Origin of the sequence: Mycobacterium syngnathidarum, assembly GCF_001942625.1 — a bacterium.
GTDB classification, from domain to species: domain Bacteria; phylum Actinomycetota; class Actinomycetes; order Mycobacteriales; family Mycobacteriaceae; genus Mycobacterium; species Mycobacterium syngnathidarum.
The window spans coordinates 121,304-146,989 of sequence record NZ_MLCL01000093.1 but is presented as its reverse complement, the minus strand read 5'-3'; the positions used below and the strand labels follow the sequence as shown (position 1 = coordinate 146,989).

General features: G+C 66.9%; 27 protein-coding genes. 19 read left to right on the top strand and 8 right to left on the bottom strand.

All coding sequences use genetic code 11. The features are described 5' to 3' along the window. Positions 1-91 precede the first annotated feature (91 nt). Positions 92-1,273 carry a zinc-dependent alcohol dehydrogenase gene (locus tag BKG60_RS30410; protein ID WP_075910432.1) on the top strand — a complete coding sequence of 394 codons (1,182 nt, stop codon included), beginning with the start codon at positions 92-94 and terminating at the stop codon, positions 1,271-1,273. A 3-nt stretch (positions 1,274-1,276) separates the two neighbouring features. On the opposite strand, the gene BKG60_RS30405 is transcribed toward BKG60_RS30410, so the two are convergent. Beyond that, positions 1,277-1,990, bottom strand: coding sequence for a TetR/AcrR family transcriptional regulator (locus tag BKG60_RS30405; protein WP_165688734.1), 714 nt, complete (start codon positions 1,988-1,990; stop codon positions 1,277-1,279). A gap of 77 nt (positions 1,991-2,067) precedes the next feature. Here BKG60_RS30405 and BKG60_RS30400 point away from each other — a divergent pair, with 77 nt between their 5' ends. The 10 genes from BKG60_RS30400 to BKG60_RS30355 all read left to right on the top strand — a co-directional run bounded on the left by BKG60_RS30400 (position 2,068) and on the right by BKG60_RS30355 (position 11,611). Then, positions 2,068-4,974 (top strand): MMPL/RND family transporter, encoded by a 2,907-nt coding sequence (locus tag BKG60_RS30400; RefSeq protein ID WP_075910430.1) that lies wholly within the window; start codon positions 2,068-2,070, stop codon positions 4,972-4,974. Next, entirely contained in the window at positions 4,949-5,950 is a 1,002-nt protein-coding gene (locus tag BKG60_RS30395; RefSeq protein WP_075910429.1) for an AAA family ATPase, read from the top strand. Before BKG60_RS30400 ends, BKG60_RS30395 begins: the two co-directional genes overlap by 26 nt. A gap of 7 nt (positions 5,951-5,957) precedes the next feature. Beyond that, positions 5,958-6,824, top strand: a complete 867-nt coding sequence (locus tag BKG60_RS30390) for a DUF58 domain-containing protein (RefSeq protein WP_075910428.1) — start codon at positions 5,958-5,960, stop codon at positions 6,822-6,824. After that, on the top strand, positions 6,814-7,287 hold the full coding sequence (locus tag BKG60_RS30385) for a hypothetical protein (protein WP_075910427.1): 474 nt from the start codon (positions 6,814-6,816) through the stop codon (positions 7,285-7,287). The genes BKG60_RS30390 and BKG60_RS30385 overlap by 11 nt, the downstream gene beginning before the upstream one ends. After that, positions 7,278-8,237 carry a hypothetical protein gene (locus BKG60_RS30380; protein ID WP_075910426.1) on the top strand — a complete coding sequence of 320 codons (960 nt, stop codon included), beginning with the start codon at positions 7,278-7,280 and terminating at the stop codon, positions 8,235-8,237. The genes BKG60_RS30385 and BKG60_RS30380 overlap by 10 nt, the downstream gene beginning before the upstream one ends. Continuing rightward, on the top strand, positions 8,234-9,160 hold the full coding sequence (locus tag BKG60_RS30375; RefSeq protein ID WP_075910502.1) for a vWA domain-containing protein: 927 nt from the start codon (positions 8,234-8,236) through the stop codon (positions 9,158-9,160). The genes BKG60_RS30380 and BKG60_RS30375 overlap by 4 nt, the downstream gene beginning before the upstream one ends. Beyond that, the gene (locus BKG60_RS30370) at positions 9,157-9,843 is read left to right on the top strand and encodes a hypothetical protein (protein WP_075910425.1); all 687 of its coding nucleotides are present in this window, start codon (positions 9,157-9,159) and stop codon (positions 9,841-9,843) included. The genes BKG60_RS30375 and BKG60_RS30370 overlap by 4 nt, the downstream gene beginning before the upstream one ends. Before the next feature lie 63 nt (positions 9,844-9,906). Then, positions 9,907-10,506 (top strand): TetR/AcrR family transcriptional regulator, encoded by a 600-nt coding sequence (locus BKG60_RS30365; protein WP_070186139.1) that lies wholly within the window; start codon positions 9,907-9,909, stop codon positions 10,504-10,506. 141 nt (positions 10,507-10,647) lie between these two features. After that, a complete protein-coding gene (locus BKG60_RS30360; RefSeq protein ID WP_070186138.1) occupies positions 10,648-11,145 on the top strand; it encodes a hypothetical protein in 498 nt (165 codons plus the stop codon). A gap of 73 nt (positions 11,146-11,218) precedes the next feature. After that, positions 11,219-11,611, top strand: a complete 393-nt coding sequence (locus tag BKG60_RS30355) for a hypothetical protein (protein ID WP_075910424.1) — start codon at positions 11,219-11,221, stop codon at positions 11,609-11,611. On the opposite strand, the gene BKG60_RS30350 is transcribed toward BKG60_RS30355, so the two are convergent. Next, positions 11,590-12,210: a TetR/AcrR family transcriptional regulator gene (locus tag BKG60_RS30350; RefSeq protein WP_070186189.1), complete on the bottom strand. Its 621-nt coding sequence runs from the start codon at positions 12,208-12,210 to the stop codon at positions 11,590-11,592. The genes BKG60_RS30355 and BKG60_RS30350 overlap by 22 nt on opposite strands. 370 nt (positions 12,211-12,580) lie before the next feature. Between BKG60_RS30350 and BKG60_RS30345 the strand changes: the two genes are divergently transcribed. From BKG60_RS30345 to BKG60_RS30335, 3 genes are all read left to right on the top strand, one after another. After that, positions 12,581-12,982, top strand: a complete 402-nt coding sequence (locus tag BKG60_RS30345) for an STAS domain-containing protein (protein WP_165688733.1) — start codon at positions 12,581-12,583, stop codon at positions 12,980-12,982. 111 nt (positions 12,983-13,093) lie between these two features. Further along, on the top strand, positions 13,094-14,050 hold the full coding sequence (locus BKG60_RS30340) for a helix-turn-helix transcriptional regulator (RefSeq protein WP_070186187.1): 957 nt from the start codon (positions 13,094-13,096) through the stop codon (positions 14,048-14,050). Between the two features lie 35 nt (positions 14,051-14,085). Then, entirely contained in the window at positions 14,086-14,991 is a 906-nt protein-coding gene (locus BKG60_RS30335) for an alpha/beta hydrolase (protein ID WP_070186186.1), read from the top strand. Here BKG60_RS30335 and BKG60_RS30330 read toward each other — a convergent pair. Then, positions 14,988-15,440, bottom strand: coding sequence for a 6,7-dimethyl-8-ribityllumazine synthase (locus tag BKG60_RS30330; protein WP_070186136.1), 453 nt, complete (start codon positions 15,438-15,440; stop codon positions 14,988-14,990). The genes BKG60_RS30335 and BKG60_RS30330 overlap by 4 nt on opposite strands. A gap of 9 nt (positions 15,441-15,449) precedes the next feature. Next, complete coding sequence (locus tag BKG60_RS30325) at positions 15,450-16,211, bottom strand: alpha/beta hydrolase family protein (RefSeq protein WP_070186135.1); 762 nt, start codon at positions 16,209-16,211, stop codon at positions 15,450-15,452. Between the two features lie 184 nt (positions 16,212-16,395). On the opposite strand from BKG60_RS30325, the gene BKG60_RS30320 reads away from it, so the two are divergent. Both BKG60_RS30320 and BKG60_RS30315 read left to right on the top strand, forming a co-directional pair. Further along, entirely contained in the window at positions 16,396-17,292 is an 897-nt protein-coding gene (locus tag BKG60_RS30320; protein ID WP_070186185.1) for a mycobacterial-type methylenetetrahydrofolate reductase, read from the top strand. Between the two features lie 32 nt (positions 17,293-17,324). Next, a complete protein-coding gene (locus tag BKG60_RS30315) occupies positions 17,325-19,121 on the top strand; it encodes an HNH endonuclease signature motif containing protein (protein ID WP_083650382.1) in 1,797 nt (598 codons plus the stop codon). 72 nt (positions 19,122-19,193) lie between these two features. Here BKG60_RS30315 and BKG60_RS30310 read toward each other — a convergent pair whose 3' ends face one another. Both BKG60_RS30310 and BKG60_RS30305 read right to left on the bottom strand, forming a co-directional pair. Then, positions 19,194-19,625: an SRPBCC family protein gene (locus BKG60_RS30310; RefSeq protein WP_075910423.1), complete on the bottom strand. Its 432-nt coding sequence runs from the start codon at positions 19,623-19,625 to the stop codon at positions 19,194-19,196. A 77-nt stretch (positions 19,626-19,702) separates the two neighbouring features. Beyond that, positions 19,703-20,299, bottom strand: a complete 597-nt coding sequence (locus tag BKG60_RS30305; RefSeq protein WP_070188469.1) for a TetR/AcrR family transcriptional regulator — start codon at positions 20,297-20,299, stop codon at positions 19,703-19,705. 127 nt (positions 20,300-20,426) lie between these two features. Between BKG60_RS30305 and BKG60_RS30300 the strand changes: the two genes are divergently transcribed. The 3 genes from BKG60_RS30300 to BKG60_RS30290 are packed head-to-tail and all read left to right on the top strand — an operon-like array spanning position 20,427 to position 24,389. Then, the gene (locus BKG60_RS30300; RefSeq protein ID WP_070188478.1) at positions 20,427-21,806 is read left to right on the top strand and encodes an ABC1 kinase family protein; all 1,380 of its coding nucleotides are present in this window, start codon (positions 20,427-20,429) and stop codon (positions 21,804-21,806) included. After that, positions 21,803-23,203: an ABC1 kinase family protein gene (locus BKG60_RS30295; protein WP_200806171.1), complete on the top strand. Its 1,401-nt coding sequence runs from the start codon at positions 21,803-21,805 to the stop codon at positions 23,201-23,203. The genes BKG60_RS30300 and BKG60_RS30295 overlap by 4 nt, the downstream gene beginning before the upstream one ends. Next, the gene (locus BKG60_RS30290; RefSeq protein WP_070188470.1) at positions 23,190-24,389 is read left to right on the top strand and encodes a cytochrome P450; all 1,200 of its coding nucleotides are present in this window, start codon (positions 23,190-23,192) and stop codon (positions 24,387-24,389) included. Before BKG60_RS30295 ends, BKG60_RS30290 begins: the two co-directional genes overlap by 14 nt. Here BKG60_RS30290 and BKG60_RS30285 read toward each other — a convergent pair. Both BKG60_RS30285 and BKG60_RS30280 read right to left on the bottom strand, forming a co-directional pair. After that, positions 24,367-25,182, bottom strand: a complete 816-nt coding sequence (locus BKG60_RS30285; RefSeq protein ID WP_075910422.1) for an SDR family NAD(P)-dependent oxidoreductase — start codon at positions 25,180-25,182, stop codon at positions 24,367-24,369. The two genes, BKG60_RS30290 and BKG60_RS30285, sit on opposite strands and share 23 nt — an antisense overlap. Then, positions 25,175-25,579 carry a nuclear transport factor 2 family protein gene (locus tag BKG60_RS30280; RefSeq protein ID WP_075910421.1) on the bottom strand — a complete coding sequence of 135 codons (405 nt, stop codon included), beginning with the start codon at positions 25,577-25,579 and terminating at the stop codon, positions 25,175-25,177. Before BKG60_RS30280 ends, BKG60_RS30285 begins: the two co-directional genes overlap by 8 nt. Positions 25,580-25,686: the final 107 nt, after the last annotated feature.

Here is a 25,686-nt window from a genome sequence, read left to right as displayed (position 1 = left end):
CCCGACCATTGTCGGCCACCGCGGCGCCGGTTGGGCGCAGCCCTGTCGGGGTAGCCCCTCCTGCGAGACCGCGAACGATGGGAGTGCACTTGTGAAAGCCGTTACCTGGCACGGTCGGCGAGACGTGCACGTCGACACCGTGCCCGACCCTGAGATCCAAGAACCCACCGACGCGATCATCGAGGTCACCTCGACGAACATCTGCGGCTCCGACCTACACCTTTACGAGGTGCTCGGTGCCTTCATGAACCCGGGTGACATCCTGGGCCACGAGCCGATGGGCATCGTGCGGGAGGTGGGTTCCGCTGTCGAGAGCCTGTCGGTGGGTGAGCGGGTTGTCATCCCCTTCCAGATCTCCTGTGGTCACTGCTTCATGTGCGATCAGCAGCTCTACACCCAATGCGAGACCACCCAGGTGCGCGATCAGGGGATGGGTGCGGCACTGTTCGGCTACTCGGAGCTGTACGGTCAGGTACCCGGTGGCCAAGCCCAGTATCTGCGGGTGCCGCAGGCGCAGTTCACGCACATCAAAGTGCCTGAGGGGCCGCCGGATTCGCGGTTCGTCTATCTCTCGGATGTCCTGCCCACGGCGTGGCAGGCCGTGGCCTATGCCGGTGTTCCCGACGGTGGCTCGGTCACGGTGCTGGGCCTCGGCCCGATCGGTGACATGGCGGCGCGTATCGCTCAGCATCTCGGCTATCGCGTGATCGCGGTGGATCGGATCCGGGAGCGGCTGGCCCGCGCCGAGGAGCGTGGCATCACCACGATCGATCTCAATGCCCTCGACGAGTCGGTGGGCGACGCGGTGCGGTCCATGACCGACGGCCGTGGCACGGACTCGGTGATCGACGCTGTGGGCATGGAGGCGCACGGTTCGCCGGTGGCTTCGACGGTGCAGAAGATGACCGCGCTGATGCCCGACGCGATCGCCAAGCCGTTGATGCAAAACGCCGGGCTGGACCGGCTCGACGCCTTCTACTCGGCGATCGACATCGTGCGCCGCGGCGGAACCATCTCCCTCATCGGGGTCTACGGTGGCATGGCGGATCCGCTGCCGATGCTGACCTTGTTCGACAAGCAGGTCCAATTGCGGATGGGCCAAGCGAATGTCAAGAAGTGGGTGGGCGACATCCTGCCGCTGCTGGGCGACGACGATCCCTTGGGAGTGGACGGCTTCGCCACGCACGTTCTGCCGCTCGACGAGGCCCCGCACGGCTACGACATCTTCCAGAAGAAGAAGGACGGCGCCGTCAAGATCATCCTCAGGCCGTAGGCGCTAGCCGCCCCGGGTGCGGCGCCCGCGGCGGACGGCGGTGGTGGTGGGAGCGCTCGGGCGCGGTGGTGTCACGGGTGGGTCCAGGCTCTGAAAAGACGCGAGGATGCGTGCTCGGTCGCCGCCCAGTCCGACCAGCAGATTCGTGATGTGCGGTGCCAGCACCGTGGCGACGCCTGCCCCCTCGGTGCCGAAAACGCCGATGATCTCGGCGAGTACATAACCGTGCATCATGGTCCAGATCTGGGCGGCAACCGCGATCGGGTCACCGTTGTCGATGGCGCCGACATCCATGCAGCGCCGTACGAAGGCGGGGATCTGGGCGTACACGGAATTGATCTCGGACAGGGCCGCCGGGGTCCCGTCGACCGTGACGTCACGGCCGATCGGCAGTGTGATGGTCGGAGAGGTGATTCCGAACATCAGCCGGTACCGCTGCGGGTAGGTCAGGGCGTACTCGCGGTAAGCGAGTCCGGAGGCGAGCAGGTCGGCCACCGGATCGTCGCTGTCGGGACGCCGGCGCAGGTGTTCGCCGAAGCGGATGTAGGACTCACGCACCAGGGCCTCGTAGAGGCCGGGCATGCCGTCGAAGTGGGTGTAGACCGCCATCGTGGAGGCGCCGATCCGCTTGGCCAGCATGCGTGCGTTGAGCGCCTCCGGTCCGCTTTCCTCCAGGACCTGCAGGCTCTCTTCGATCAGGCTTTCGCGAACTCCCATGGTGGACATCGTCCTGGACATGCTGCCATAACAATGTTATACCTGCCAATAACATTGTTATGGATGGGTGGGGACCGATGTTTCTGGAGAAGATTGCGCGAACGGCGAGCAGATGCGCCCTGCTGGTCGCGGGGATCTGGGTCATGCTGGCCGGCGTCGGCAATATCGCTGTGCCCCAGCTCGAACACGTCGTCAAGGAACAGTCCCGGGCGTTCTTCCCCAGCGATTCCGGCGCCACCCGGGCAGCCCAACGGATGGGGACGCTTTTCGGGGATTCCGACAGCAACAACATCGCCTACGTCGTCCTCGAGGCCGACCGGACGCTGGGGGAGCCCGATCGCCGCTATTACCGCGCCTTGGCCGAGGCGCTGCGTACCGAAACTCCCGGTGTCGAGTCGGTGATGGACCTGTGGGACGACCCTGCTGCCGCCGCCGTCTTCGAAAGCCAAGATCACCAGGCGGCCTACCTGATGGCCAGGTTGTCCGGCCAACTGGGCAGCAGCACCGCAACCGACGCTGTGGCCGCCCTCCGCGCGGCGGTCGACGCCGCCGGCCCGCCCGAGGGGCTCCGTACCCACGTCACCGGTCCAGGTCCCAGCCTGGTCGACGAATTCGAGGCTCTGGATGCGCAATTGGCGCGGATCACGGTGCTGACCGTCGGCATGATCGCCGCCTTGCTGCTGGTCGTGTACCGGTCGCCGATCACCGCGGCCGTACCGCTGGCATCGGTGGGGCTGGCGCTGGCGGTCGCGCGCCCGGTGGTTGCCCTGCTCGGCGAGCACGGGTTGGTCGAGGTCTCGGTGTTCTCGGTGGCATTGATGTCGGCGATGGTGCTCGGTGCCGGGACCGACTACGGCATCTTCCTGCTGGGTCGCTACCACGAAAACCGGCGTGCCGGCCTGCCACCACCGGATGCGCTGGCCGACGCCTACCGCCGGGTGGCGCCGGTGATCGCCGGGTCGTCCGCCACCATCGCCACGGCGTTGTTCTGCCTGACCTTCGCCAAGGTGAGCTTTCTGCGCAGCGCCGGGATACCCAGTGGCATAGGTGTTCTCGCAGCAATGATGGGTGCGCTGACATTGACCCCCGCGATGATCGGCTGGTTCAGCCGGCGCAGACTGGTCGAGCCGCGGGCCACGCGGATCAACCGCCGGTGGCGCCGGATCGGCACCGCCGTCGCGCGGTGGCCGGGGCCGGTTCTGGTCACCGCCGTGACCGCGTTGATCGTCTGCACGGTCCCGCTGCTCGGTGCCAACGTCAGCTTCGCGGAGTTGTCCGCACAACCCTCCGGCACCGAATCCAGTCGGGGCTACCAAGCGGTGCACGGCCGGTTTCCGGACAACCGGTTGCTGCCCGAGATCGTGTCGATCCAAGCCGACCGCGATCTGCGGACCCCAGCCGGACTGATCACCATCGAGCGGGTCACCAAAAGGATCCTGGAGGTGCGCGGGGTACGCACCGTGCAGTCGGCCAGCAGGCCCGCCGGCACCCCGGTGCGTCAGGGCACGCTGACCTATCAGGCCGGCCAGATCGGCGAACAGCTGGACGGCACAGCACAATCCGCGCTCGACGGGATGGACTCGATGGACACCGTGATGGCCACCATCGGACAACTCGACACTGCGCTCAACGGCATGCAACGCGGGCTGTCGGGCGCCGTCGACGGCCTGAACCGGGTCGGGGCCGGGTCGCAGGACATCGGTGCGGGTATGTCCGGATTGCAGGGAAACCTGCAGCAGGTCTCCGGATACGCCGATCCGCTGCGCCAGTTCGTCAACGGCAACCCCGACTGTGCGGCCAATCCGATCTGCGCCGCGGTGCAGAAAATCGTCAAGCCCCTCGACGATGCGGTCAGTGCGACAGGCACCCTGGCCGGCGGGGCCGGGGCGCTCGAAGAGGGCGCCAGCAGTGCCACCAACTCACTCGACGGTGCGACCAGGGGCGTGGCGACGATGCGCGCCGCGTTGTCCCAGCTGCGTGGTCTCACTTCCACGTTGCGCGCCAGCCTGGGCAGTGTTGGGCCGCAGATGGAGCAGATGACGGGGTACCTTTCCCAGCTCAGCAGTGACTTCGACGGCAGTTCCGAGGGCGGGTTCTATCTGCCGCCAAGGACTTTCGAGGATCCCGAATACCGGCGGGTGATGACCATGATGTTCTCCCCGGACGGCCACGCCACCCGGATGCTCGTCTACGGCGACGGTGAGTCCTGGGGGCGCGATGGTGCGGACCGTTCCGACGAGATTCGCATCGCCGCTGCCGAGGCGCTCAAAGACACCCCGCTGGCTGCCGGCGGCACCGTCGACCTCACCGGTGTGGGAACGGCCACCGCGGAACTCATTTCCTACGTGCAGCACGATTTCACCCTGCTGGTCATCGCCACCCTGGTGCTCATCTTCGTGATCGTGGCCGGCATGCTGCGCAGCCCCGTCGCCGGGATCGTGGTGCTGACCACCGTGACGATCTCCTACGCATCGGCATTGGGCGCCAGCGTGGCCATCTGGCAGTTCGGATTCGGTCAGCCCCTGCACTGGGCGGTACCGGCACTGGCGTTCATCGCTCTGGTCGCCGTGGGCGCCGACTACAACCTGCTGCTGGCCATGCGCCTGCGTGACGAGGCCCGGGCCGGGATTCGGACCGCGACCATCCGGGCCTTCGCCGGCACCGGCAGCGTCGTCACCGTGGCAGGCATCGTGTTCGGGCTGACCATGTTCGCCATGCTGGGCGCCAGCGTCGTGACGATCGCCCAGGTGGGCTCCACGATCGGTATCGGGCTCCTCCTCGACACCTTGGTGGTGCGGACCTTCGTGGTTCCGCCGATCGCCGTGCTGCTGGGCCGGTGGTTCTGGTGGCCGCGGCGGGTACCGGCGACAGCGGGCCCGGGCAGCAGGGCATGGGATGAGCAAAGTCTGGGTACATCGACTGGGTCTGGGAAGGGGGACGGCCGACCGGAGAGGATTCATGACCGCACCGCGATTGCACGCTGACCAACGCGATGCCGCCGAGGCGCAGCGCATTGTCGGGGCGGTGACCTCGGCATTCAGCACCCGGGTGGTAGGGCAGGAACACCTGCGCGAATCGATGCTGTTGGCGTTGCTCGCCGGCGGGCACCTGCTGCTGGAGAGCGTGCCCGGCCTGGCCAAGACCACCGCGGCCCGCGTGGTGGCCGAGTCCATCGACGGCAGCTTCCGCCGTATCCAGTGCACACCTGACCTGTTGCCCAGCGACATCATCGGCACCCAGATCTACGAAGCGGCAAGCAACTCGTTCAGCACCCAGCTGGGCCCGGTGCACGCCAACATCGTGCTGCTCGACGAGATCAACCGATCCAGCGCCAAGACTCAGAGCGCGATGCTGGAGGCGATGGAGGAACGCCAGACCACGATCGCGGGCGTCGAATACCCCATCCCCGAACCGTTTCTCGTCATCGCCACCCAGAACCCGGTCGATCAGGAAGGCACCTATCCGCTGTCGGAGGCGCAGACCGACCGCTTCATGCTCAAGGAGATCGTGGGCTACCCGTCGATCGACGACGAGGTCGAGATCGCCGCCCGGATGGACGCCGGCCTCTACGACCGCGGTCATCGCGCGGCGCCCGTGGTCACCATCGACGACGTGCGTCGCGTGCAGGACATCGTGCGCACCGTGTACCTGGACCGCACCCTCGTCGAGTACGCCGGCCGGCTGGTGGCAGTCACCCGCGAGCCCGGGCATCACCTGCCGGCCAACCTGGCGCGGGTGATCGAGTACGGGGCCAGCCCCCGCGCCACCCTGGCGTTCTGCCGCACGGCGCGCGCCCTGGCCGTACTGCGGGGCCGCGACCACGTGGTGCCCGACGACATCGCCCGGCTGGCCCACCGAGTGCTGAGGCACCGGCTGATCCTCGGCTTCGAGGCTGCCACCGCGCGAATCACCCCCGACGTGGTCGTCGACGCGGTGCTGCGCGCGGTGCAGGTCCCGTGAGGCCGCGATGGGCAGGTACCTGGACTCCGCCAAGGCGTACGCCGGCCGCGACATCGGGGGGTTACTCGAAGGCGGCCGTTACGCCCTGATACACACCCGCAGCCTGGAATTCGACGAGCTGCGCCCCTATGTCCCCGGCGATGACGTCCGCGACATCGACTGGAAGGCCACCGCACGATCCGGACACACCCTGATCAAACGGTTCGTCTCCGAAAAACATCACAAGGTTCTGGTGGTCGCCGACGCCGGACGCAACAGCTGCGCAGTGGCGCCGTCGGGCGAGCTGAAAAGGACGGTGGCCCTGCACCTCATCGGCGCGATCGGGCTGATGACGCTACCTCGATCCGACGAGATCGCCATGGTGCTCGGTGACCACCGCGGCAATGTCGACATCCGGCTGCGCCGCGGCGAGACCCACATCGAGAGCCTGCTGCACCGGTTCCACCACCACGCCACCGATGATCCCGGCCCGAGCGACATTCTGGTCCAGCTCGAGTGGGTGGCCCGCCACTACCGGCACCGGCTGCTGATCTTCGTGGTTTCCGACGAGCCGGAGGTCAGTGACCGGCTGGCCGAGGTGCTGGGATCCCTGACCGCCCGCCACGATGTGTTGTGGGCCATGGTCAGTGACATGCCTGCGGTCAGCGCACACCGGGACACCGGGCGCAGCTATGAGGTGGCCGACGGACGGCCCATCCTGTCCGGACTGGACCACCGTGTGATCGAGGACTACCGACGCGCCGAAGCGCAACGGCGCGAGCAGCTTTCCGAGTTTCTGACCCTGCAGCGAGTGCCGCATGCCCGGGTCACCGGCAGCGTGCGGATCAGGGCCGCCTTGACCGCGATGACCGGGGTGTACGCCCGTGCCGGATGACCTGTTGCGGCACGTGATCGGCCCCACGCCCTATTCGTCGGTGTGGCTGTGGACGGCGATCGGCCTGACCCTGCTGTTGGGTGCCTGGTACGCGGGCGTCTTCGTGCTGACCTCACCGCGACGTCCGGTACGTGAGCTACCCGTCCTCGGCGCTGCGCGGGCCGAGTTGCTGCGGCGCCGGTCAGCCCGCGCGGTCCGCACCATCGGAAACCGCTACCGGGCCGGCGATCTCACTGCGGCGGACGCCGGTGCCGCGCTGAGCGTCGAGCTACGGGGATTCCTGCAAGCCGCGACGGGGGTGCCGGCGCGGTACATGCAGGTCGACGCGATCGCAGACAGTGCCGCCGCACCGGCCGTGCCGATCCTGGCCGACATCACCGACATTCAGTTCAACCACCGTTCGACGCTCGATGCCGGTGTGGCCAGTGCCACGGCCGAGGAGTTGATCCGCGAATGGACCTGATCTGGTGGGCGGTGGCGATGGCCGGTTGCCTCGCACTTGCCGGGTGTGTGGGTCTGGCCCTGCTGCCCAAGCAGTCGGTCGACAAAGACGAATTCCTACCCCTGGCCAACACCGCGCGGCTGACCCGGTTGCCCGCATACGTGCGGACCGCGCGCTGGCGAACGGTGTCGGCCGTCGTCGCCATGGCGATGCTGACGGTCGCTTTCGGGGCGTCGGCACTGGTCGCGGCGCGCCCCACCGGCCTGCCCGCGTGGGGTCGCGCCGCCGAGGTCGCGACCCCCGAGGACATCATGGTGTGCGTCGGCGGCCCGCTCACCGATCCTGCCGTCAGCACTACGCTGCGGTACTTCGCCGAGCGCGCCGGCTCCTTCGGCACGGAACGGATCGGGCTCTCCTCGGCGAACCGCCGGGTCGTCCCACTCACCCGTGACTACCAATACGCCGCAGCACAATTCGCCGCCTTCGGGCGGCAGGAGGGTTCTCGTCCGTTCGTCGCCCCCGTCTCCTACGTCGACTACGCCGCCAACGTCGAGGACGTGCTGGCCATGTGTTTGACCGGCTTCCCGTCCTTTTCGGAACCGTCGGCGCAGCGGCGGTCGATGATCTACGTCGGCCCCGAATTCCTGCCGCGTCCCGGTGACGTGACCCCGCTGTTCAGTACGGATCGGCTCCGGGAACTCGCAGTGACCGCAGGGGTCCAGGTCAACGCGATCACCCCCGGTTCCGGCGGCGGGCCCGCGGACGGGCTCACCCGCAGCACCGGCGGGCGATGGTTCGGATCGGCCGACGTGGCTGCACATCTGACCGAGATCCGGGAACACCCGCCGCGAGCCGGCTCCACCGGCGAGTCCACTGAAGTCCGATCTGCCGAAACCCCAGGGATTCCGGTGTTGCTCGCGCTGCTGGCCATCGGGGTGCTGTGGTGGTGGCCGGTGGTGGTGCGGTCATGAGGCTCGAACCGGTCCTGCCGCCTCTGCTCGTCGCGGCGCTTGCGGTGGTGCTGCTCGTGGCACGCACGATCACCTTCGGCCGGGTCCGGGCACAAGGCGGCGGCTGGCCGGCGGTGTGGCGCTGGTCGGCCCTGACCACGGCAGGGTTGTTGCTGCTCGTTGCCGCGCTCGGCCCGATCGCCGGGAGCACCCGTGACAGCGTGCCCCGGCCGGCCGGCGATCGTGACCCCAACGTCTTTGTGATCCTTGATCGTTCGCCGGACATGTCGGGGCCCGGCACCGACGGCCGGTCTCGGATCGGCACCGCCCGCGACGACATCGCGGCCCTGATGGAACGGTATCCGCAGGCCCGCGTCGCCCTGATCGGCTTCACCGACCGACCGTCCGTGGACTGGCCGCTGTCGGCCGATACCTGGAGCCTGCGACCGGTAATGGCCTCCATGACCGCGCACGCGGCGGTGGGGGATGCCCCGGATGCCAACGTCGGCGCGGCCGCCAGCGTTCTGCGCTATCAGCTGATCAGCGCGATGCAGCAGTTTCCGCGTGCCCAGAACCTGGTGTTCTATCTCGGCGCGGGGGCTCCGGGATCGCAAGCGCCGCAACGTGAATTCCTGCTGCCCGAGAATTCTGTGGACGGCGGCGCGGTACTCGGGTACGACGACGCCGGGGAGAAGGCGCTTCGCGGGGTGGCCGACCAGATCGGGGTGCCGTTCGTGCCGCGCACCGCTGCGAAGCCGCTGGCCGAGGCCCTTCCCGGTGGTCAAAGCCAGGCCCAGGAACCCACGGCCGTTGCGGTGGCCGGCACCGTCGAGCTGTACTGGTTGTTCGCTGCGGTGGCCGCATTGCTCATCGTGGTGGAGCTCTATCTTGTGCTGCGTGAGTTCCGTCGCACCCAACCGCTCGACCTGGGACCGCGATCATGAGCACGCTGCGTCGCCGGTTACTGGTGTACTCGGCCCCGGTGGCGCTGGTGCTCGTCATCGCGATCGTCAAGCTGTTCTCGGTCGTGGTGATCGGCAACTCGGCAGCCGCCAGCTTCGCCGACCGTGACACCGAGGCTTTGGCGGGCGAGGTCGGGCGGCTCGAGCTGTTCAACGTCGTCGACCCGGGCAAGGCAACCTTTGCCGAGGGCACCCTCGCCGTTCTGGAGGACCGGCCGGCCGACGCCGAGCGGAACTTCGCTGACGCGGCGGCCCGCCTGGGTGCGGCTGAATCATGCTCGGCGATGGTCAATCTGGAGCTGGTCCGCGAGACACTCGGCGACCGCGCGAACGCGGCGTCCGACAGCCGTGGCGCTCTGGGCCACTACCTGGCGGCACGAGATGTGGTGCAGCGCGCCCCCGACGGTTGCTTTGCCGGCAACGCCGACGCCGATCCGGATCGGCGCGACATCCGCAACCACGCGCAGGCGCGGCTGGACCGCAAGATCTCATCGGCCGGGGCCACCGTGGCGCCCAACGCACCGCCGCCGCCACCGGCCGCGCAGGCGCCGCCGCCGGGGTCGGCAGGCACGGCACCCACGCGATCGCCCGACCGGCTCGACCCCGCATCCGGGGATCCGCTGGACCGGCTGCAACAGATCTTGCGTGATGCGGCCAGGGGATAGATTCGAGTCAGGCAAGACGTTGAGTCGGTTCGTTTGTCTCGAGATTCAAGCGGAGGAAGTGGGATGGCGGTGGCGGACGGGCTGTCTGCGCGGGAGGCGAAGCGCCTACAGACGCGTGAGCGGTTGATGGGTGCGGCGATCGCCGAGTTCAAGCGCGCCGGCATGGCCGACGCGGATGTGGGCACGATCGTCACCGCGGCGGGCGTCGCGCACGGCACGTTCTTCTTTCATTTCCCCACCAAGGAGCATGTGCTGCTGGAACTGGAGCAGCGTGAAGAGGTACGGATCGCCAAGCAGTACGGCCAGTTTCTCAAGAAGCCGCACAGCTTGGAGGAAGGTTTGCGCGAAGCCATGCGGCTGGTGGTCGGGCTGGAGCGAAGGCTCGGCGGCATGCTGTTCAAAGACTTTCTGGCCCTGCACTTCTCACAGACCCGGCCCCCTGTCCCGGACAGTCAGGAACATCCGGTGATCTCTGGGGTGGCCCGCGAGATCGAAGCGGCACAGCAGCAGGGTGAGGTCGCCGCCGACGTGAACCCGTGGAACAGCGCGGTGTTCTTTCTGCTCGGCTTCTACGCGCTGTTGATCACGACCAACGATTGGCCCACCCGCGACGCCCTGCTCGACGACTACGTCGTCAGGACCATGCGCAGCCTGGCACCGTAGACCGACGCTTCGACCGCAGTCCGTCGGCGGCGCCGACGGGCTCACCGGCGGATGCGGTTGTGTTGCGGGGATCTAACGATTCGGTGGTGTCCCGGGGTTGCCGCTGCGGTGAGCAGCAAACCCGTGGTTCAGTGGTAACCGATGACTGATGCCTGGTCCCTGCGTCGCTGTCTCACCGCTGCGGTGACGGCGGGTGTCACGTTGCTCGCGGTGGGCGCCCCGTCGGCCTCGGCTGCGCCGTCCAGCGATGCCCGGGGGTATGTCGACTCCACAGCCCGGTGTGCCAGTGCGGACGCGACCGTACTGTTCGGCAGCACCGACGCGTCACGAGTGGCGATCTGTTCGGTGTCGGGCGGCAAGTACGAGTACCGAGGGGTGCGGCTGCGCGACGGCGCCAAGCTGATCGTGCCCGCGACCCGCAACGACGACGGCGCGTTTCGCGTCGAGAACGCCGGCATCGAATACCTGGTGACCTCGAAGTCGCTGGTACTGAGCGCGGGGGAGAAAGTGATCCGCGAGGAGGCGATGGTCGACTTCCACCGCCCGGGAGCGTCCGCCCCCGCGGCGACGCCCACACCCACCACGCCGTTGCCGCCGCCGCTTGCCGCCGAGGTCGGCGGTAGCGGCGTCCGCCGCTGACCCGCTGCCCCCTGAGCAGGGCACTCGCGCGCGCAGTTGAGCGGGTGAGTTGAAAATGATAATCATTAACGGTATGGATCTCGACCGATTGCGCCGGGGCACGACTTTCCTCACGGTTCCGCTCGTCGACGGCGTCATCCAGGTGGGCATCGGTGGTGACTTCCCGACCACCACCCTCGCCGTCGCGGTGTCGGCGTCGTCGGTGCGGGTGCGCAGGCTCGACGGCAGGCGCCTACAGGTCCACATCGTCGAGAACTGGCAGGACGCGACCGATCCCGGCGTGGCAACCCCGGTGTTCCACGAGCCGGTCGAAGAGCTGATGCTCGAGCGTCGCGGCGGATCCTGGGTCCCGCGCTCCGTCGCGCGCGGCCGGGGCGCCGCCCTCGAGCGGTTTGTCGGCACGCTCACCCGCTTCGCCCTGGCAAAGCAGCGACGCGCCGTCGATCAGGACGTGGGTGCGGCGTAAGCCTGCAGATACTGCGTCAGCGCCCGCTCGCCCTCGGTGAGGATCGCCCGGTCTCGCTCCCGCCCGGCGTGGAATGCCATCTCCAGCAGGCGATCGCCCATCTCGACCGCAACCATCGTCACCAAGGGGTCGGTGCCCTCAGGTAGCAGACCCCAGTTCAGCAGTCTGGCGTGCATGGCGTTGGCGAACTCGGCTCGGCGCGCCCTCGGGTCGGCGATCAGGCCGCTGGCCAGGCTGGTGTAGTGCAGGTTCACCAGGTGCGGATGGTTGCGCAGATGCTCGTAGTGGAATTCGAAGATGCCGTGGGTGACCTCGGCCAGGCTGGTCGGTGTCAGCGTGGCCAGAAACGCCGCCCCATCTGCGTCACGCCGGTCGAGGTGGTCGGTGACGATCTCCTGCAGGATCGCGTCGCGGTTGGGGAAGAACTGATAGACCGTCGCGACAGGCACTTCGGCTCGATGTGCGATGGCCCGGGTGGTGACGGCGTCTACGCCCTGGGTCTCGAGGAGCTCGAGCGCTGCGGCCCGGATGCGTTCGACGCGGCGTCGGCTGCGTTCCTGGACGGGCTGTCGGCGCCGCAGTGGCTTGTGGGAGACCACCTCTGAATCGTCGCACACCGCTGACGTGAGCCATGTTCATGTTTCGCCCTCGCCGGCGCCATTTCCAGGGGTTATCCGACGCCGATTCGCGGTCGAAGTGGCCGGATTCACATCATCGGGCCGATAAACGAAGTCGCCGGGCCTCGCCGTTATCCAGGCAACGAAATCCTGATACGCCGTGGAGAGTCCCGCATTTGGTGAGAACTGTTGGCGCCCAGCACAATTCCCACACCACCCGGCTATTGCCTCGTAATTTGTACCGGTCCCTACCGGTGATGATCGCGATAACCTCGACTCGGTTGAGCACACAGCCGGTCGCATGGTCGAGGTTCACCTCGCCCTTCCCGTTGCAAGGCGATGGAGTGCCATCATGACTGCTACTCACTATTACCCCGACTGGCTGCGACCGGTTCGGTCGACCGATACCGCCGTCATCGACTGCGCCGGAGCGCGGGTGTCGGCGCATGTCCGGGGCCCGGCCACGGTGCTGGTGGTCGAAGGCGAAATCGACATCTGCAACTCGGGCCGGCTGGTAGCGGCGATCCGCCGTCTCGTCCACACCGGAACCCCCTTCGTCCTGGACCTGCGCGCGGTCGACTTCATGGCGGTCAGCGGATTCCGCGACCTGATGGCATTCGCCGACGAATGCCATCAAGCACGGGTGGGTTGGCACGTGGTGGCCGGACATGCGTTGCGCCCGCTCCTGCGGGTCTTCGCGGATCATCAACTGCCGGTCGTCGGCGAGGCGGGGCCGACGGCCAGCTCTGGCTGACCTGCCGGCGCCGGGCTGAGCCGACGCCGGTATACAACGTAAGCGGCGCAGGTAGGCTGGTTTCTGCGGGGTTGCAGTCGCGCCCCGTCCAGCCACTGCGAGCAAAGCGTGATGACGGCGTACGAAGACCTGGATTTCACGAGCGCGGACCTCGGCGCAACCGAGGACTTCCTGGCGCGCGCCTACACGAAGATGTCCATCGGCCGGGCGCGTGATGAGCTCCCGGCTACACGCATCGTCCGAAAGTGGTTGGGGCCGGTCAGTTTCGATGAAGTCAATCTCGACTATCACCTGTCGTACGACGCCGATCCGCTGAACCGGATCTGCCTGTGCCGCATGCATTCGGGCCGGATCGAGGCGAATTTCATCGGCGAACCGCAGGATGTTTTCGGTCCAGGTGACGTCACGCTGGTCTCTCCGCCCGAGCTTCCCTACTCGGGCCGGGTGTGCCGGGCCCGCTATGACCTGACCATGTTCGACGTCAAACTGCTGGGACGCGTAGCGACCACCGATGCCGGCGACACCGGCGGATTCGTCCGACTGACAGGGCATCGTCCGATATCACCGCAAGCCGGGACCCAACTCGCCGTGGCGATCGAGTACGTGCGCACCGTGGTGCAGGGCAGGGTCGGACCGGTTCCGCCGCTCGTCGCCTCGACCACCGCCTCGATGCTGGCGGCGGCCGTGCTGGCCACCATGCCGACCAACGCCGGGCTGGAACCCGGCCCGACCGATCGGCGCGATGCCAAACCGGTGCTGTTGCGCCGAGCCATCGCCTACATCGAAGCCAACGCCGACGCCGATATCGCCCTCGCCGACATCGCAGAAGCCGTCTATGTCACGCCACGAGCGCTGCAATACATGTTCCGCCGCCACCTCGGGGACTCGCCGATGGGCTACCTGCGCCGCGTTCGCCTCGACCACGCCCGTCAAGAGCTGCTCAACGCCGATCCGGCCACGACGACCGTGCAGGCCGTCGCCGCTCGCTGGGGATTCGCCCATACCGGGCGTTTCGCCGCTGCCTACCGCCACATGTTCGGTGAGAATCCTTCAGACACCCTCAATTGACCTTGCAGTCCCCGACCGCGCATCCGAAGGAAACCGTGTCCATACTGTCCACACCGATACTGGCCGACGCCCTGGCACGGTTTTTCTCGGCGGCCGTCAACCCGGCGCCCAAACCGGGCGTGCGATTCCCCGAAATCCCGGGCCGCACAACGCTGACCGACATCCCGACCCGGCACGGTGACGTCGCCGCCACGGTGTACCACCCGCCGTCAGGTGCGGCGAAACCCGCGGTGTACGTGAACGTGCACGGCGGCGGCTTCGTCGTCGGACACCGTGCGCAGGACGACCCGTGGTGCCGTTATCTCGCCGCCAACGCGAATGTCGTTGTGGTCAATGTCGATTACCTGTTGGCGCCGCGACACAGGTTTCCCACCCCCGTTGAGCAGATCTATGACGTGTTGAGCTGGGTCTCGGCGCCCGAGCGGGATTGGGACGGCAGCCGGTTGTGCCTCGGCGGCCAGAGCGCGGGCGGCAGCCTCTGTGCGGCGGCTTCCCGGCTGGCGCTCGAGAATGGCGGGCCCCCGATCGCACTGCAGGTTCTGCACTACCCGCCACTGGATCTGGTCACCGCGACGAAGGACAAGCACTCTCCATTGGGTGCCAAGGCGGTGATGAAGCCCTGGATGGGTGAGGTGTTCGACACCGCCTACATTCCCGAGCGGGCTCGGCGCAGCGACCGCCTGGCCTCACCGGCCTGGGGTACCAACGCCGACGGAATCGAAGGCATCGCCCCGGCGCTGATCGTCACCGCCGAGTACGACCGGCTGCGCGACGAGGCCTGGCGGTACGCCCAGAAGCTCGACGCGGTCGGCTCACTGGCCGAGTATCACGAAGTACCCGACGTCGACCACGGATACAACATCATGAGTGACAACGTCGACGTCACCCGCAAGGTCTACGAACACATCTCCGGGCACGTCCGCTGCGCGACGGCTTCTTAGCCCAACGAACCGTGCACGGCGAGCGTCGCGGCGACGGCGTTGGCCGCCTCGGCGCCCTTCTTCACGAAATGCTTCGTGAAGTAGTCGACATGCTCGTCGTGCTCGTGGAAATGGTGCGGAGTGAGCACGACGGAGAACACCGGAACGTCGGTGTCGAGTTGCACGCGCATCAGCCCGTCGATCACCGCGGTGGCCACGAAGTCGTGGCGGTAGATGCCGCCGTCGACGACGAGCCCGGCCGCGACGATCGCCCGGTAGCGCCCGGTGAGCGCCAGACGCTTTGCGGTGAGCGGGATTTCAAAGGCGCCGGGTACTTCGAAGAACTCCAGGGCCGCATCGGCGAATCCGTGGCTGCCGATCTGCTCGGTGAACCCCTCGCGCGCCTTGTCGACGATGTTGCGATGCCAGGTGGCCTGCACGAACGCGATCTGAGTGGCTGAGTCAGACATGTGGTGACGCTATCGCACGTCGAGGTAGGCGTCGGCCCATGCGCCGATGATCCTGCCGGCGCGTTGGGCCTGCCCGGGCCTGGTGAGCAGGTGCTCGGAGCCTTCCAGCGAGACGAAGCTGCGTGGATGGCGGGCGGCCCAGAAGATGTCGCTCGCGTTCTTGATGCCCACGGTGTTGTCGGTCGGAGAATGCAGGATGAGCAACGGCAACTTGAGGCCTTCGATCTTGTCCAGTAGTTCGGCGGCCCGGACGTCCTCGACGAATGCCCTCTTGAGGGTCAGCGTCCTCCCGCCCACCATCCACTCGCCGCTGCCTTCGGCGCAGACCTGATCGATCACGGCGTCGTATTGGCGTTCGACGTGTGTGGGGTCGAACGGCGCACCGACGGTCACCACGGCCCGCACGCCGGGGGATCGCCGGGCCGCTGCGATCACTGCCGCACCGCCCCACGAGTGTCCGATCAAGAGGTCGGCAGGCGTGCCGCGGTCGGCCATGAACGAACAGGCCGCAATGACGTCGTTGGTCTTGACAGTGAAGGAGCCATCGCCCCAGTCCCCCGCGGAATCACCCAGGCCCAATGCGTCGAAGCGCAACATCCCGATACCGTCGGCGGCCAGCTGCTTGCAGATACGGGAGGCGGCGGGCGAATCCTTGCCGAGGGTGAAGCCGTGTGCGAACACGCCCCAGCCCCGCACCGGCCCGTCCGGCCGATCGATCACGCCCGCCAGCGCAGGCCCGGTCGAACTGGGGAATGTGACGCGCTCAGCCATGCAGGTGGTCTACCACGAAGCAGCAGCCGCAGCGGAATGTGCGCCACGACACTTCCTGACGCCGTATGGGTAACCAGCCCGCCACCTCCGAGGCCGCGATACGTAGTCTGGACAGCATCGTCTGCTGCTGGTCAGTGCCGCCCGGCATGCTGCGACTGAACGTAATGAGATGTGGAGCAAGTCCGTGCCCCTGAACACAATCGCGCTGGAGCTCGTCCCGCCGAACCTGGAACGTGGCGTGCAATATCCCGTGGACGAGGCGCGGAAAGTGCTGGCTTTGGCCGCCGAGACCGGGATCGAAGGCCGCATCGGGCACGTCATGATCCCCGGGATGATCGACGAGGACGATGACCGTCCGATCGAGATGAAGCCGCGGATGGATGTCCTGGATTACTGGAACATCCTCCGGCCCGAGCTGGCCGGTATGCGTGGTCTGTGCACGCAGGTCACGTCGTTCCTGAGCCAGGAGGCGCTGGGCAAGCGCCTGACCGATCTCAGCGGCGCCGGTTTCGACGGCATCGCCTTTGTCGGTGTGCCGCGGACCATGAAGGACGGCGAGGGCGAGGGTGTCGCACCCACGGACGCCCTCTCGATCTATGAGCAGCTGGTGCCCAACCGTGGAGCCATCCTGATCCCGACCCGCGACGGTGAGCAGGGCCGGTTCAACTTCAAATGCGAGCAGGGCGCGACGTACGGCATGACCCAGCTGCTGTACTCGGATGCCATCGTCGGGTACCTCAAAGAATTCGCCGAGACCACCGAGCACCGGCCCGAGATCCTGCTGTCGTTCGGCTTCGTGCCGAAGATGGAGTCCAGGGTCGGCCTGATCAACTGGCTGATCCAGGATCCGGGCAACTCGGCCGTCGCTGCCGAGCAGGAGTTCGTCAGCCAGCTCGCCGAACGTGACCCGGATGAGAAGCGCAAGCTGATGCTGGACCTGTACAAGCGGGTGATCGACGGGGTGGCCGAGCTCGGCTTCCCGCTGAGCATCCACTTCGAGGCGGCCTACGGGGTGTCGAAGCCGGCCTTCGAGACGTTCGCCGAGATGCTTGCCTACTGGGCGCCCGACCGAATCGGCTAGCACTTCGCACGGCCGCACTTGTCGGTGGTCGAATGTATGTTCGAATTATGCAGGCGGGTGCGGTTCAGGCGGTGGCCGGGTTGCGGGCCGCGTTCGACGCCTTCGCGGCCTGCGATACCGCGGCGTTGTCGGGGGCTGAGGTGTTGGCGGTGCTCGACGAGTACGAGACCCTGACCTGCCAACTACCTTCCCCGCTGCATCGGCTGCTGGCCCAGTTGCAGGCCGACACCACACCCCGGGAGATGGGCGCCAAATCGTGGAACGAGGTGCTGCGGGTGCGGTGGCGGTTATCGACCGCTGAGGCCTCTCGCCGGTTGGGCGAGACGGCCGCGCTGGGGCCGCGCCGCACCCTCACCGGTGAACCCCTTGCGCCAGTGTTGCCGGTGGTCGCCGCCGCCCAAGCTGCCGGGCTCATCAATCCTGATCACGTCAAGGTGCTGCGCGACGCGGTCGATCACCTGCCCGGCTTCGTCGATGCGAGCACCCGCGAACAGTTCGAGGCCGACCTGGTGCGCGTCGCGGTCGGGGTGGGCCCCAAAGAACTCAAAGACACCGCCGACTTGCGGCTGTTTCTGCTCGATCAGGACGGCCCCGAGCCCGACGACACCGAACGTGCCCGCAAACGCGGGCTGTCGGTGGGCAAGCAGGGTCGAGACGCCATGACACCGTGGACGGCGAACCTGAGTCCGGAAGCGGCTGCGGTGTGGGAGGTGCTGTTCGCCAAATTCGCCGCCCCGGGCATGTGCAACCCCGACGACGAGCAGCCCTGCACCAGCGGCACCCCGACCCAAGCCCAGATCGACAACGATCACCGCAGCCTGGCTCAACGCCAACACGACGCCCTGCTCGTGGTCGGACGCATCGCGTTGATGACCGATCTCGGTCAACTCAACGGGCTACCGGTCTCGATCATCGTGCGCACCACCCTGCGAGATCTCGAATCGCGCGCCGGCATCGGTGTCACCGGTGGCGGCACCAAAATCCCGATCAAAGACGTCATCCGGATGGGTGCCCACGCCAGTCACTACCTGGCGATCTTCGATCAGGCCACCGGGGCGGCGCTGAACTATTTTCGGGCCCGCCGGGTCGCCAGCCCGGCCCAGCGCATCATGCTCATCGCCCGCGACGGGGGCTGCACCAAACCGGGTTGCACCGTGGGTGCCTACGGCTGCCAAGCCCACCACGCCACCGACGACTGGGCTGCCGGCGGCGACACCAACGTCGACACCATGAGCTTGGCGTGCGGCCCCGACAACCGCCAGGTCGACGACGGTGGCTACACCACCACCATCAACGAGCGTGGCGAGGTGGAATGGCAGCCCCCACCCGAACTGGACCACGGCCAACACCGCATCAACTACCACCACCGCCCCGAACTACTACTCACCCCATACGACGAGGACGACGAACCACAACCGGAACCGGACCCCCAGCAGGACCCCGAGCCCGTACGGGCCCAGGAGCCCGAGCCCGAGCCCGAGCCCGAGCCCGAGCCAGACCCCGAACGGAATCCGGAGTCGGAACACGACCTGTGGCACGACCCCAAACCCGCGCGGGAGTTCGAGCCAGACCCCGAACCCGATTGGCACCTGGCACCCGACCCGCAGTGGCTGCCCGAGTGGGACCTGGGCTGGGACGACTTGACCAAACCCTCGCCGCCCCCACCCCACATCGAACACCTCTGGGGCACAACCGTGTTCGACCCACCCGCTCCCGCTACAGAGCAGAACGACCCACAACTCCCGCCCGGCTGGATACTGCTCAACCCCGCCCCACCGAACCTCATCGAGCGCGACACCCTCAGTGGGAAGACAGTCCGCGGACCCTAATTGGGCAAAAGGTTCGGGGGCCATCGACTGCGCCGGCCCCTCGGGAGCGGTGAAAAGCCGTGGCGGATGATCTCATCGGGAGTATCGGCGCGCCGCGCGGGCAGCCCCCGCACTGGCAACTCGCATCGCGATGGCCACAAGAATCTGTGTGCCCGGGATGATCGTGCGGAAGCTGATAACCGTCGACATCAGGCTGCCGGTCGCCGCGGGCTCGACGGTGATCTGACCTGTGTACTCGCGGAACGGTAGACCAGACACCAGGCTGTACCGCAGTGTCGTCGGCGGTTCGAACCCCGTAATTTGTTCCCGAATAACCGGTCCGAACATGTGGAGCGCGCGGATGGCTCCCACGCCATTTCGATCCGGGCTGCCGGGGTTCTCCAGAACCACCCTGCGAGACGGTGTCCATTCGGACATGCGCTCATGGTTGGAGACAATCTCCCAAACAACGGCTGGATCCGCGGCGACCCGACGGACATCGGTATAGCAGTAGGACCGTCCCATACGTCCAGGCAATCACGGCGAAAGCCTCCGGTCGAGGTCCGTCACCGTGACGCGCGACGTAGACCTGGCTGCTGCGATCAGCCGAGCGACTGCACGCGTGCGGCGAGGGTGGCCGTCCATTCCCTCAGATACTCGTCGTCGGATGCTGATGCGATTGAACGGCGGAACAAGTTGGCGGCGAATCGTTCTCCGAGCAGGCTGTTGATTCCAAGTGAGGCCAGAACCCGCGTCTCTTCAGATGATCTGGTCGGCGCCCACACGTTGATCCATCCGTTCAGTTCATCGCACAACCCATCGACGAGCGCGGCGTACGCGGTGTCCAACCGGTCGGACAAACCTGCGGGTGTGCGGGCGGCGACCTGGAGTAGCTCGCTTTCCTGATCGATCACCGTGAGCAGGTAGCGACCGAGCACGGTCAGTTCGCTGTGCAGGTCCCCGAGTCCGGCGAACAGGGCCCGGATGTCTTGCATGGCCGAGCGGCGGTCCAGTTGACGGTCGATACCGGCTGCCAGGAGAGCGTCTTTGGATTTGAAGTGGCGGTAGAGCGCTCCGGATCCGGCAGACAAGCCAGCCGCGGCTTCGATCTGGGACACGCTCGTGGCTTCAAAGCCCTTGTCGCTGAACAGCTTCATCGCCTCGGTGACCAGCCGCTCCCGGGTTGATCCGGCGGACATCGTTGACCTCCTGCAAGTGATCACTTACTCTGCGTATGAACGCACTGTACTACGAGGGCAACCCGATGGGAGCGGTTCGGTGGCAGAACATCACGACCGTGTGCCGCAAGGCCGCCTCCGGCGGACCATGCCACTGGTCGGGTTCACGGCGCGTGCCGCTGGTGGGCGGCTCGTCGCGGGATTGCAGCAGCGGGCCGGTGATGACGGCGCGGTGCAGCGGTTCCATGAGCGCACCGCCGGCCGCTATGTCGAGATGCTCGGCCACTCCAAGGGTGCCCTGATGAAGGTCGGGCAACTGATGTCCCTGATCGATTCGTCAGACGTGGGAACCGGCGGATTCCAGCCGTACCAACAGGCGTTGGCCCAGCTTCAGTCGGATGCTCCGCCTATGCCGCCGGAGCTGGTCCGCGACGTCCTCGACCTTGAACTCAAGGATGGCGTAAGGACTTTCGCGGAGTTCAGTGACGAGCCCATGGCGTCGGCGTCCATCGGCCAGGTTCACCACGCGGTCCTTCCCGACGGCCGCGATGTCGCGGTCAAGGTGCAGTATCCGGGCGTGGCGCAGGCGATCCGAGAGGATCTCGCGAACACGGAACTCATCGCCACGTTCCTACGATTCGCCACCTCGGCCTCCGGGATCGTATTCGACCCACGCGAGCTGGCCCGCGAGTACACCGCTCGTATTGCTGAGGAAGTGGACTACCGTCGCGAGGCGGAGATGATCGCCACGTTCCACCGACTGTATTTCGACCACCCGTTCTTCCGGGTCCCCGACCTGGTCGGCCATGCCTGTACCGACCGGGTCCTCACGATGACGTATCTGGACGGAATCGGTTGGGCTGCAGCGCAACAAGCCGAACAAGGCCTCAAGAACCGCTGGGCTGAAGTAATCACGCGGTTCAGCTATTCGAACATACGGCACAGCAACCTACTCCATGCGGACCCGCACCCGGGCAACTACCGATTCGGAAATGACGGCAGCGTCGGGTTCGTCGACTTCGGCTGCATCAAGATGCTGGCAGAACGGAAGCGCAGAATGTGGATTTCCATCGTGCGCAACACGATCGACAAGCGCGTGGATGAGCTGCGGGCCGACGTGATCGAAGCGGGATTCATCACCGACGACTTCCCGCTGACCGGCGAACAACTCTGCGACTTCTGGACGCACGTGTTCTACGACGTCATCGCCGCTCCTCAGCCCGTCACCTACACCGCCAAGAGCGCCGCGCGAACCACACGGTGGATGTTCAGCCCCGACTCCGCCAATCCGTTGTCTCGCATGCTGGTACCCGAGGCCTACGCCTTTGCCCCGCGGGTGAATCAGGCGCTCACGAGTATCTGCGCCAAACTGCACGCCACGCTGCCCGCACGCAGCATCGTCGATGACATGGATGGAGTCGCCGAGCCCACGACTGAACTGGGCGAGCTACACCACGCCTGGGTGCGCGAACGGGGTCTGCCCGGTGCGTTCGATGACCACACTGGGCTCAGGAGGGAAGTCGGATGACCCCATCGGGCAACGTGGTGCCCCGCGGCCGGCTCCGCCGCACGATGCCCCTGGCCGGGTTCACCGCGCGCGCCGCGGGCGGCCGGCTGGTTGCCGGACTGCGGGAGAAGACCGGGTCACCAGATGCCGTCGAGCGGTTCCACGAACGCACCGCCGAGCGCTACACCGAGTTGCTGGGCCATTCCAAAGGCGCCTTGATGAAGGCCGGCCAGATTCTGTCGATGGTCGATGCCGAGGCGATCGGCAATACTGGATTCGCGCCGTACCAACGGGCGTTGGCTCGGTTGCGGGCCGACGCGCCGCCGATGTGCCCAGACCTTGTGCGGACGGTGCTCGCTGACGAGCTCGGTTCGGGTATCGACTGTTTCGCAGAGTTCGACGATGAGCCGATCGCGGCGGCATCAGTCGGTCAGGTGCATCGGGCCGTGCTTCGTGACGGACGTGCGGTAGCGGTCAAGATCCAGTATCCCGGTGTCGCCCAGGCGATCCGGGATGACCTCGCCAACACCGAACTGTTGCTCACGTTCATGCGTTTGGGAGCCGCTGCCTTGGGTGTGGCGACCGACATCCGTGCCATGGCCGCCGAGATAACCGCCCGGATCGGTGAGGAGGTCGACTATCGGCACGAGGCAGCGATGATCACCGCGTTCGCCGACCTCCTGCGGGGCCACCCCTTCATCCATGTCCCTGAAGTCATCGCTGAAGCTTCCGGCGAGCGCGTGCTGACGATGACCTACCTCGATGGAATAGATTGGGCTGCAGCTCAACACGCCGACCAAGACCTACGGAACACGTGGGCCGAAGCGGTCTTTCGATTCATCAACAGCGGGTCCCGTCACGGCAACCTCGTCCAGGTCGACCCGCATCCCGGCAACTTCCTGTTCAACCCGGACGGCACCGTCGGTTGCCTGGACTTCGGCTGTGTCCAAATCTTCGCCGAACGGCCACGCTGGCTGTTCCTCGCTTTGATGCATGCCGGGATGGAGGGTCGCTACGACGATTGCCGTCACCTGATGCTCCAGATGGGGCTGATATCGGCTGATTCGCCGGTCAGTGACGACGACCTGCGGCGCGTCGTCTCGGACATGGCGCACGCGACCACCCAACCGCAACCGGTCACCTATACACCGGAACAGATGGCGCGAAGTCTCCGTGCGTTCCTCGGCGACCAGAACTCCGCACACATGACGGTGACCCGCGAATTCGTGTTCCTGCCGCGGCTACAGATCGCCTTCGATCACATCGCCACTGGACTACGTGCGACCGTTCCGGTCCGGTCCATCCTCGAAGACCTGTCCGGCATCGCCGAACCCACCACCGAACTCGGGAAGCTACACCACGCCTGGGTCCGCGAACGCGGATTGCCCTGCGGATTGGATCACCATGACCATCCCTGACGTTGCCCTCGCCGGACTTCCCTGGGACGCTGCCGATCCCTATCCGTTCTATGAGGCGCGGCGCCGTGACGGTGACGTTGTTTGGGATGACACCGCACAGGCCTGGCTGGTCCTCGGCTATCACGCCGCCCGCGAGGTACTCACCGGAACGCAGTGGACCAGTGACCCCCGGGCGAGCATGGCCGCCGCCGGTGCGTCGGAATTCTTCAACACGACCTTTGTCGAAGCCAGCATGCTGTTCACCGACGGTCCGGCCCATGTCCGGTTGCGTGGCGCAGTGCGGGACGTATTCGGCCGTGCCTTCATCAGCCGACTCGCCGACGGTGTCGAATCCATCTGCTACGACGCGATTTCCACCATTCCTGCCGGCGACACCTTCGATGCGATGGCGCAGATTGCCCTCCGGCTGCCGATCGCGGTCATCGGCGCGTGGCTGGGCTTGGACACCGGCCAGTGCACGGCACTGCGTGAGCATTCGCCGACCATCGTCCGCATCCTCGGTGGATTCGCCGATCGGGACCAACTCGAACAGGGAATCGGGGCGGCCGCGGTGCTACTCACCGAGATGCTGCCGGCGGCCGCTGACCGCCGCACCCATCCCCGAGACGACCTGCTCAGCTACATCGCCGCCGACCCAACCCTCACGCTCGACGAGGTGGTGATCACCGCGATCCTCATCGCGGTTGCCGGGCATGAAACCACCGCAAACCTGCTCGGTTCAGCCCTCGTCCGATTGCTCACGCCCGATGCGGACGGCACCTGCCCCGCAGACGGGTTGGACCCCGCCGCCCCTGCGGTCGTCACCGAACTGCTGCGTCTCGACGGCCCCGTCCAGGCAACCGCTCGCACCGCCACTGCCAACCAGACTCTCGCCGGCATCGACATTCGTTGTGGTGAAACCATTCTGGCCTGCGTGGCGGCAGCCAACCGTGACCCAGCCGCCTACGACGATCCAGACGTCTTCCGGCCTGGCCGACCCGGGCCGGCCCCACTGACCTTCGGTCACGGCGCCCACTACTGCCTGGGCGCGCCCCTGGCCCGGCTGGAAACCACCGCCGCCCTGGGCCACATCTTGCGCCGCCGCCCCGCACTTGTGGGCAGCCCTACCTGGCGTGACACGCCCGCGATCCGGGGGCCGTTGACCGTCCCTCTCCGCTTCAGCGTCACGTGCCCATCGCCGCGGTGACTGCCTGCTCGATGAACCGCACCGCGTCGTTGCGGCTCACTGATGCCATCAATTGTGCGGCCGCTTGAATCTCCGGGCCCACCAGGCAGGTCGGTCCCGCGGTGAGGTTGGCGAATGCGGCCGCCACCACGTCGTCGACGGCCGCGGCGCCCGGCGGAGTCTCCTCGGGCGACGAGATCTGGCCGCGCTCGTGCTCGAGCTTGCGCAGTGCGGGGGTGTCGGTCTTGCCGAGGATCAGTCCGAGGACGTCGACGCCCTTGTCGTGCAGTTCGGTCCACAGCGCCTCGGCGAACACCATGTCGAACGCCTTGCTTGCGCCGTAGGCCACCATGTTGGGTCCGCCGGCAAATCCGGCCCCCGATCCGAAGATGACGATGCCGCCTCGTCCCCGGTCCACCATGGGCTGTGCGTAGTGGTGGCACAACTGCATCGGCACCATGCAGTTGCGCTGCACCAGTGACTCGGCGTCCGACAGCGGTCCGGACAGGAACGGTGCGAACTTCGGATCCGCCCCGGCGCAGTAGACCAGGAAGCCGATGTCCAGATCGGCGGTGGCTTCGATCACCTCGCCGGCAGCTCCGGGAGTGGCGAGATCGATGGCCAGCGTGCGGGTCTGCACGTCCGCGTTCTCCCGAATCTCCGCCGCGACGCCGTCGAGAACCTCCTGCCGCCGGGCCAGCAGCACGACGTTGAGGCCACGGCGGGCCAACTCCCCGGCCATTGCCGCCCCCACGCCGTCGGAGGCACCGGCGACGAGTGCCCACGGTCCGTACTTCGCTGCGAATTCAGACATTGGTGATCCGCACCGAGGTGAAGCGTCGCCGCGCGATCCGCCAGCCGGCCGGGGTGCGGACGAGTTCGTCGTCGTAGAAGCCGACGGCGTTGACGCCGGAGTTGTTGTCTTGGGCCATGATCAACCCGTCGATGTAGGTGCGGGCCGTCGCGGTGTCGCCATCGACGGCGATGGCATGGTTGCTCAGCCGGTGCATGGTGTGCCCGGCCATCGCGTGGGATTGATCCATGAACTCGGTGACGGCGTCCACCCCGTTCCACTTGCCGATTTCGCCGTAGTCCAGCACGCAGTCATCGGTGAACACGGTGCGGAACAGTGGCCAGTCCCGCCGGTCGATTCCCGTCGCGTAGCGCACCAGGACATCGACGATGTCCGCGCGGTCCTCGTGATAGGTCATGCGTGATCTCCGCTCGGATGCACAATGATTCGTGCTGGCCCGGCCGGTTCGGGATCGGGGATCTCGCGCACGGTGAGTGCGCCTTCCCGCAAGACGACTGCGTGCAT

Excerpts from the sequence above, each read along its gene's own strand:
- BKG60_RS30370 (WP_075910425.1), top strand. The coding sequence starts at position 9,157 with ATGAGCACGCTGCGTCGCCGGTTACTGGTGTACTCGGCCCCGGTGGCG.
- BKG60_RS30360 (WP_070186138.1), top strand. The coding sequence starts at position 10,648 with ATGACTGATGCCTGGTCCCTGCGTCGCTGTCTCACCGCTGCGGTGACG.
- BKG60_RS30310 (WP_075910423.1), bottom strand. The coding sequence starts at position 19,625 with ATGGGACGGTCCTACTGCTATACCGATGTCCGTCGGGTCGCCGCGGAT.
- BKG60_RS30375 (WP_075910502.1), top strand. The coding sequence starts at position 8,234 with ATGAGGCTCGAACCGGTCCTGCCGCCTCTGCTCGTCGCGGCGCTTGCG.
- BKG60_RS30345 (WP_165688733.1), top strand. The coding sequence starts at position 12,581 with ATGACTGCTACTCACTATTACCCCGACTGGCTGCGACCGGTTCGGTCG.
- BKG60_RS30330 (WP_070186136.1), bottom strand. The coding sequence starts at position 15,440 with ATGTCTGACTCAGCCACTCAGATCGCGTTCGTGCAGGCCACCTGGCAT.
- BKG60_RS30315 (WP_083650382.1), top strand. The coding sequence starts at position 17,325 with ATGTATGTTCGAATTATGCAGGCGGGTGCGGTTCAGGCGGTGGCCGGG.
- BKG60_RS30300 (WP_070188478.1), top strand. The coding sequence starts at position 20,427 with ATGCCACTGGTCGGGTTCACGGCGCGTGCCGCTGGTGGGCGGCTCGTC.
- BKG60_RS30405 (WP_165688734.1), bottom strand. The coding sequence starts at position 1,990 with ATGGGAGTTCGCGAAAGCCTGATCGAAGAGAGCCTGCAGGTCCTGGAG.
- BKG60_RS30295 (WP_200806171.1), top strand. The coding sequence starts at position 21,803 with ATGACCCCATCGGGCAACGTGGTGCCCCGCGGCCGGCTCCGCCGCACG.
- BKG60_RS30400 (WP_075910430.1), top strand. The coding sequence starts at position 2,068 with ATGTTTCTGGAGAAGATTGCGCGAACGGCGAGCAGATGCGCCCTGCTG.
- BKG60_RS30290 (WP_070188470.1), top strand. The coding sequence starts at position 23,190 with ATGACCATCCCTGACGTTGCCCTCGCCGGACTTCCCTGGGACGCTGCC.
- BKG60_RS30325 (WP_070186135.1), bottom strand. The coding sequence starts at position 16,211 with ATGGCTGAGCGCGTCACATTCCCCAGTTCGACCGGGCCTGCGCTGGCG.
- BKG60_RS30395 (WP_075910429.1), top strand. The coding sequence starts at position 4,949 with ATGACCGCACCGCGATTGCACGCTGACCAACGCGATGCCGCCGAGGCG.
- BKG60_RS30285 (WP_075910422.1), bottom strand. The coding sequence starts at position 25,182 with ATGTCTGAATTCGCAGCGAAGTACGGACCGTGGGCACTCGTCGCCGGT.
- BKG60_RS30355 (WP_075910424.1), top strand. The coding sequence starts at position 11,219 with ATGGATCTCGACCGATTGCGCCGGGGCACGACTTTCCTCACGGTTCCG.
- BKG60_RS30380 (WP_075910426.1), top strand. The coding sequence starts at position 7,278 with ATGGACCTGATCTGGTGGGCGGTGGCGATGGCCGGTTGCCTCGCACTT.
- BKG60_RS30305 (WP_070188469.1), bottom strand. The coding sequence starts at position 20,299 with ATGTCCGCCGGATCAACCCGGGAGCGGCTGGTCACCGAGGCGATGAAG.
- BKG60_RS30280 (WP_075910421.1), bottom strand. The coding sequence starts at position 25,579 with ATGACCTATCACGAGGACCGCGCGGACATCGTCGATGTCCTGGTGCGC.
- BKG60_RS30390 (WP_075910428.1), top strand. The coding sequence starts at position 5,958 with ATGGGCAGGTACCTGGACTCCGCCAAGGCGTACGCCGGCCGCGACATC.
- BKG60_RS30340 (WP_070186187.1), top strand. The coding sequence starts at position 13,094 with ATGACGGCGTACGAAGACCTGGATTTCACGAGCGCGGACCTCGGCGCA.
- BKG60_RS30365 (WP_070186139.1), top strand. The coding sequence starts at position 9,907 with ATGGCGGTGGCGGACGGGCTGTCTGCGCGGGAGGCGAAGCGCCTACAG.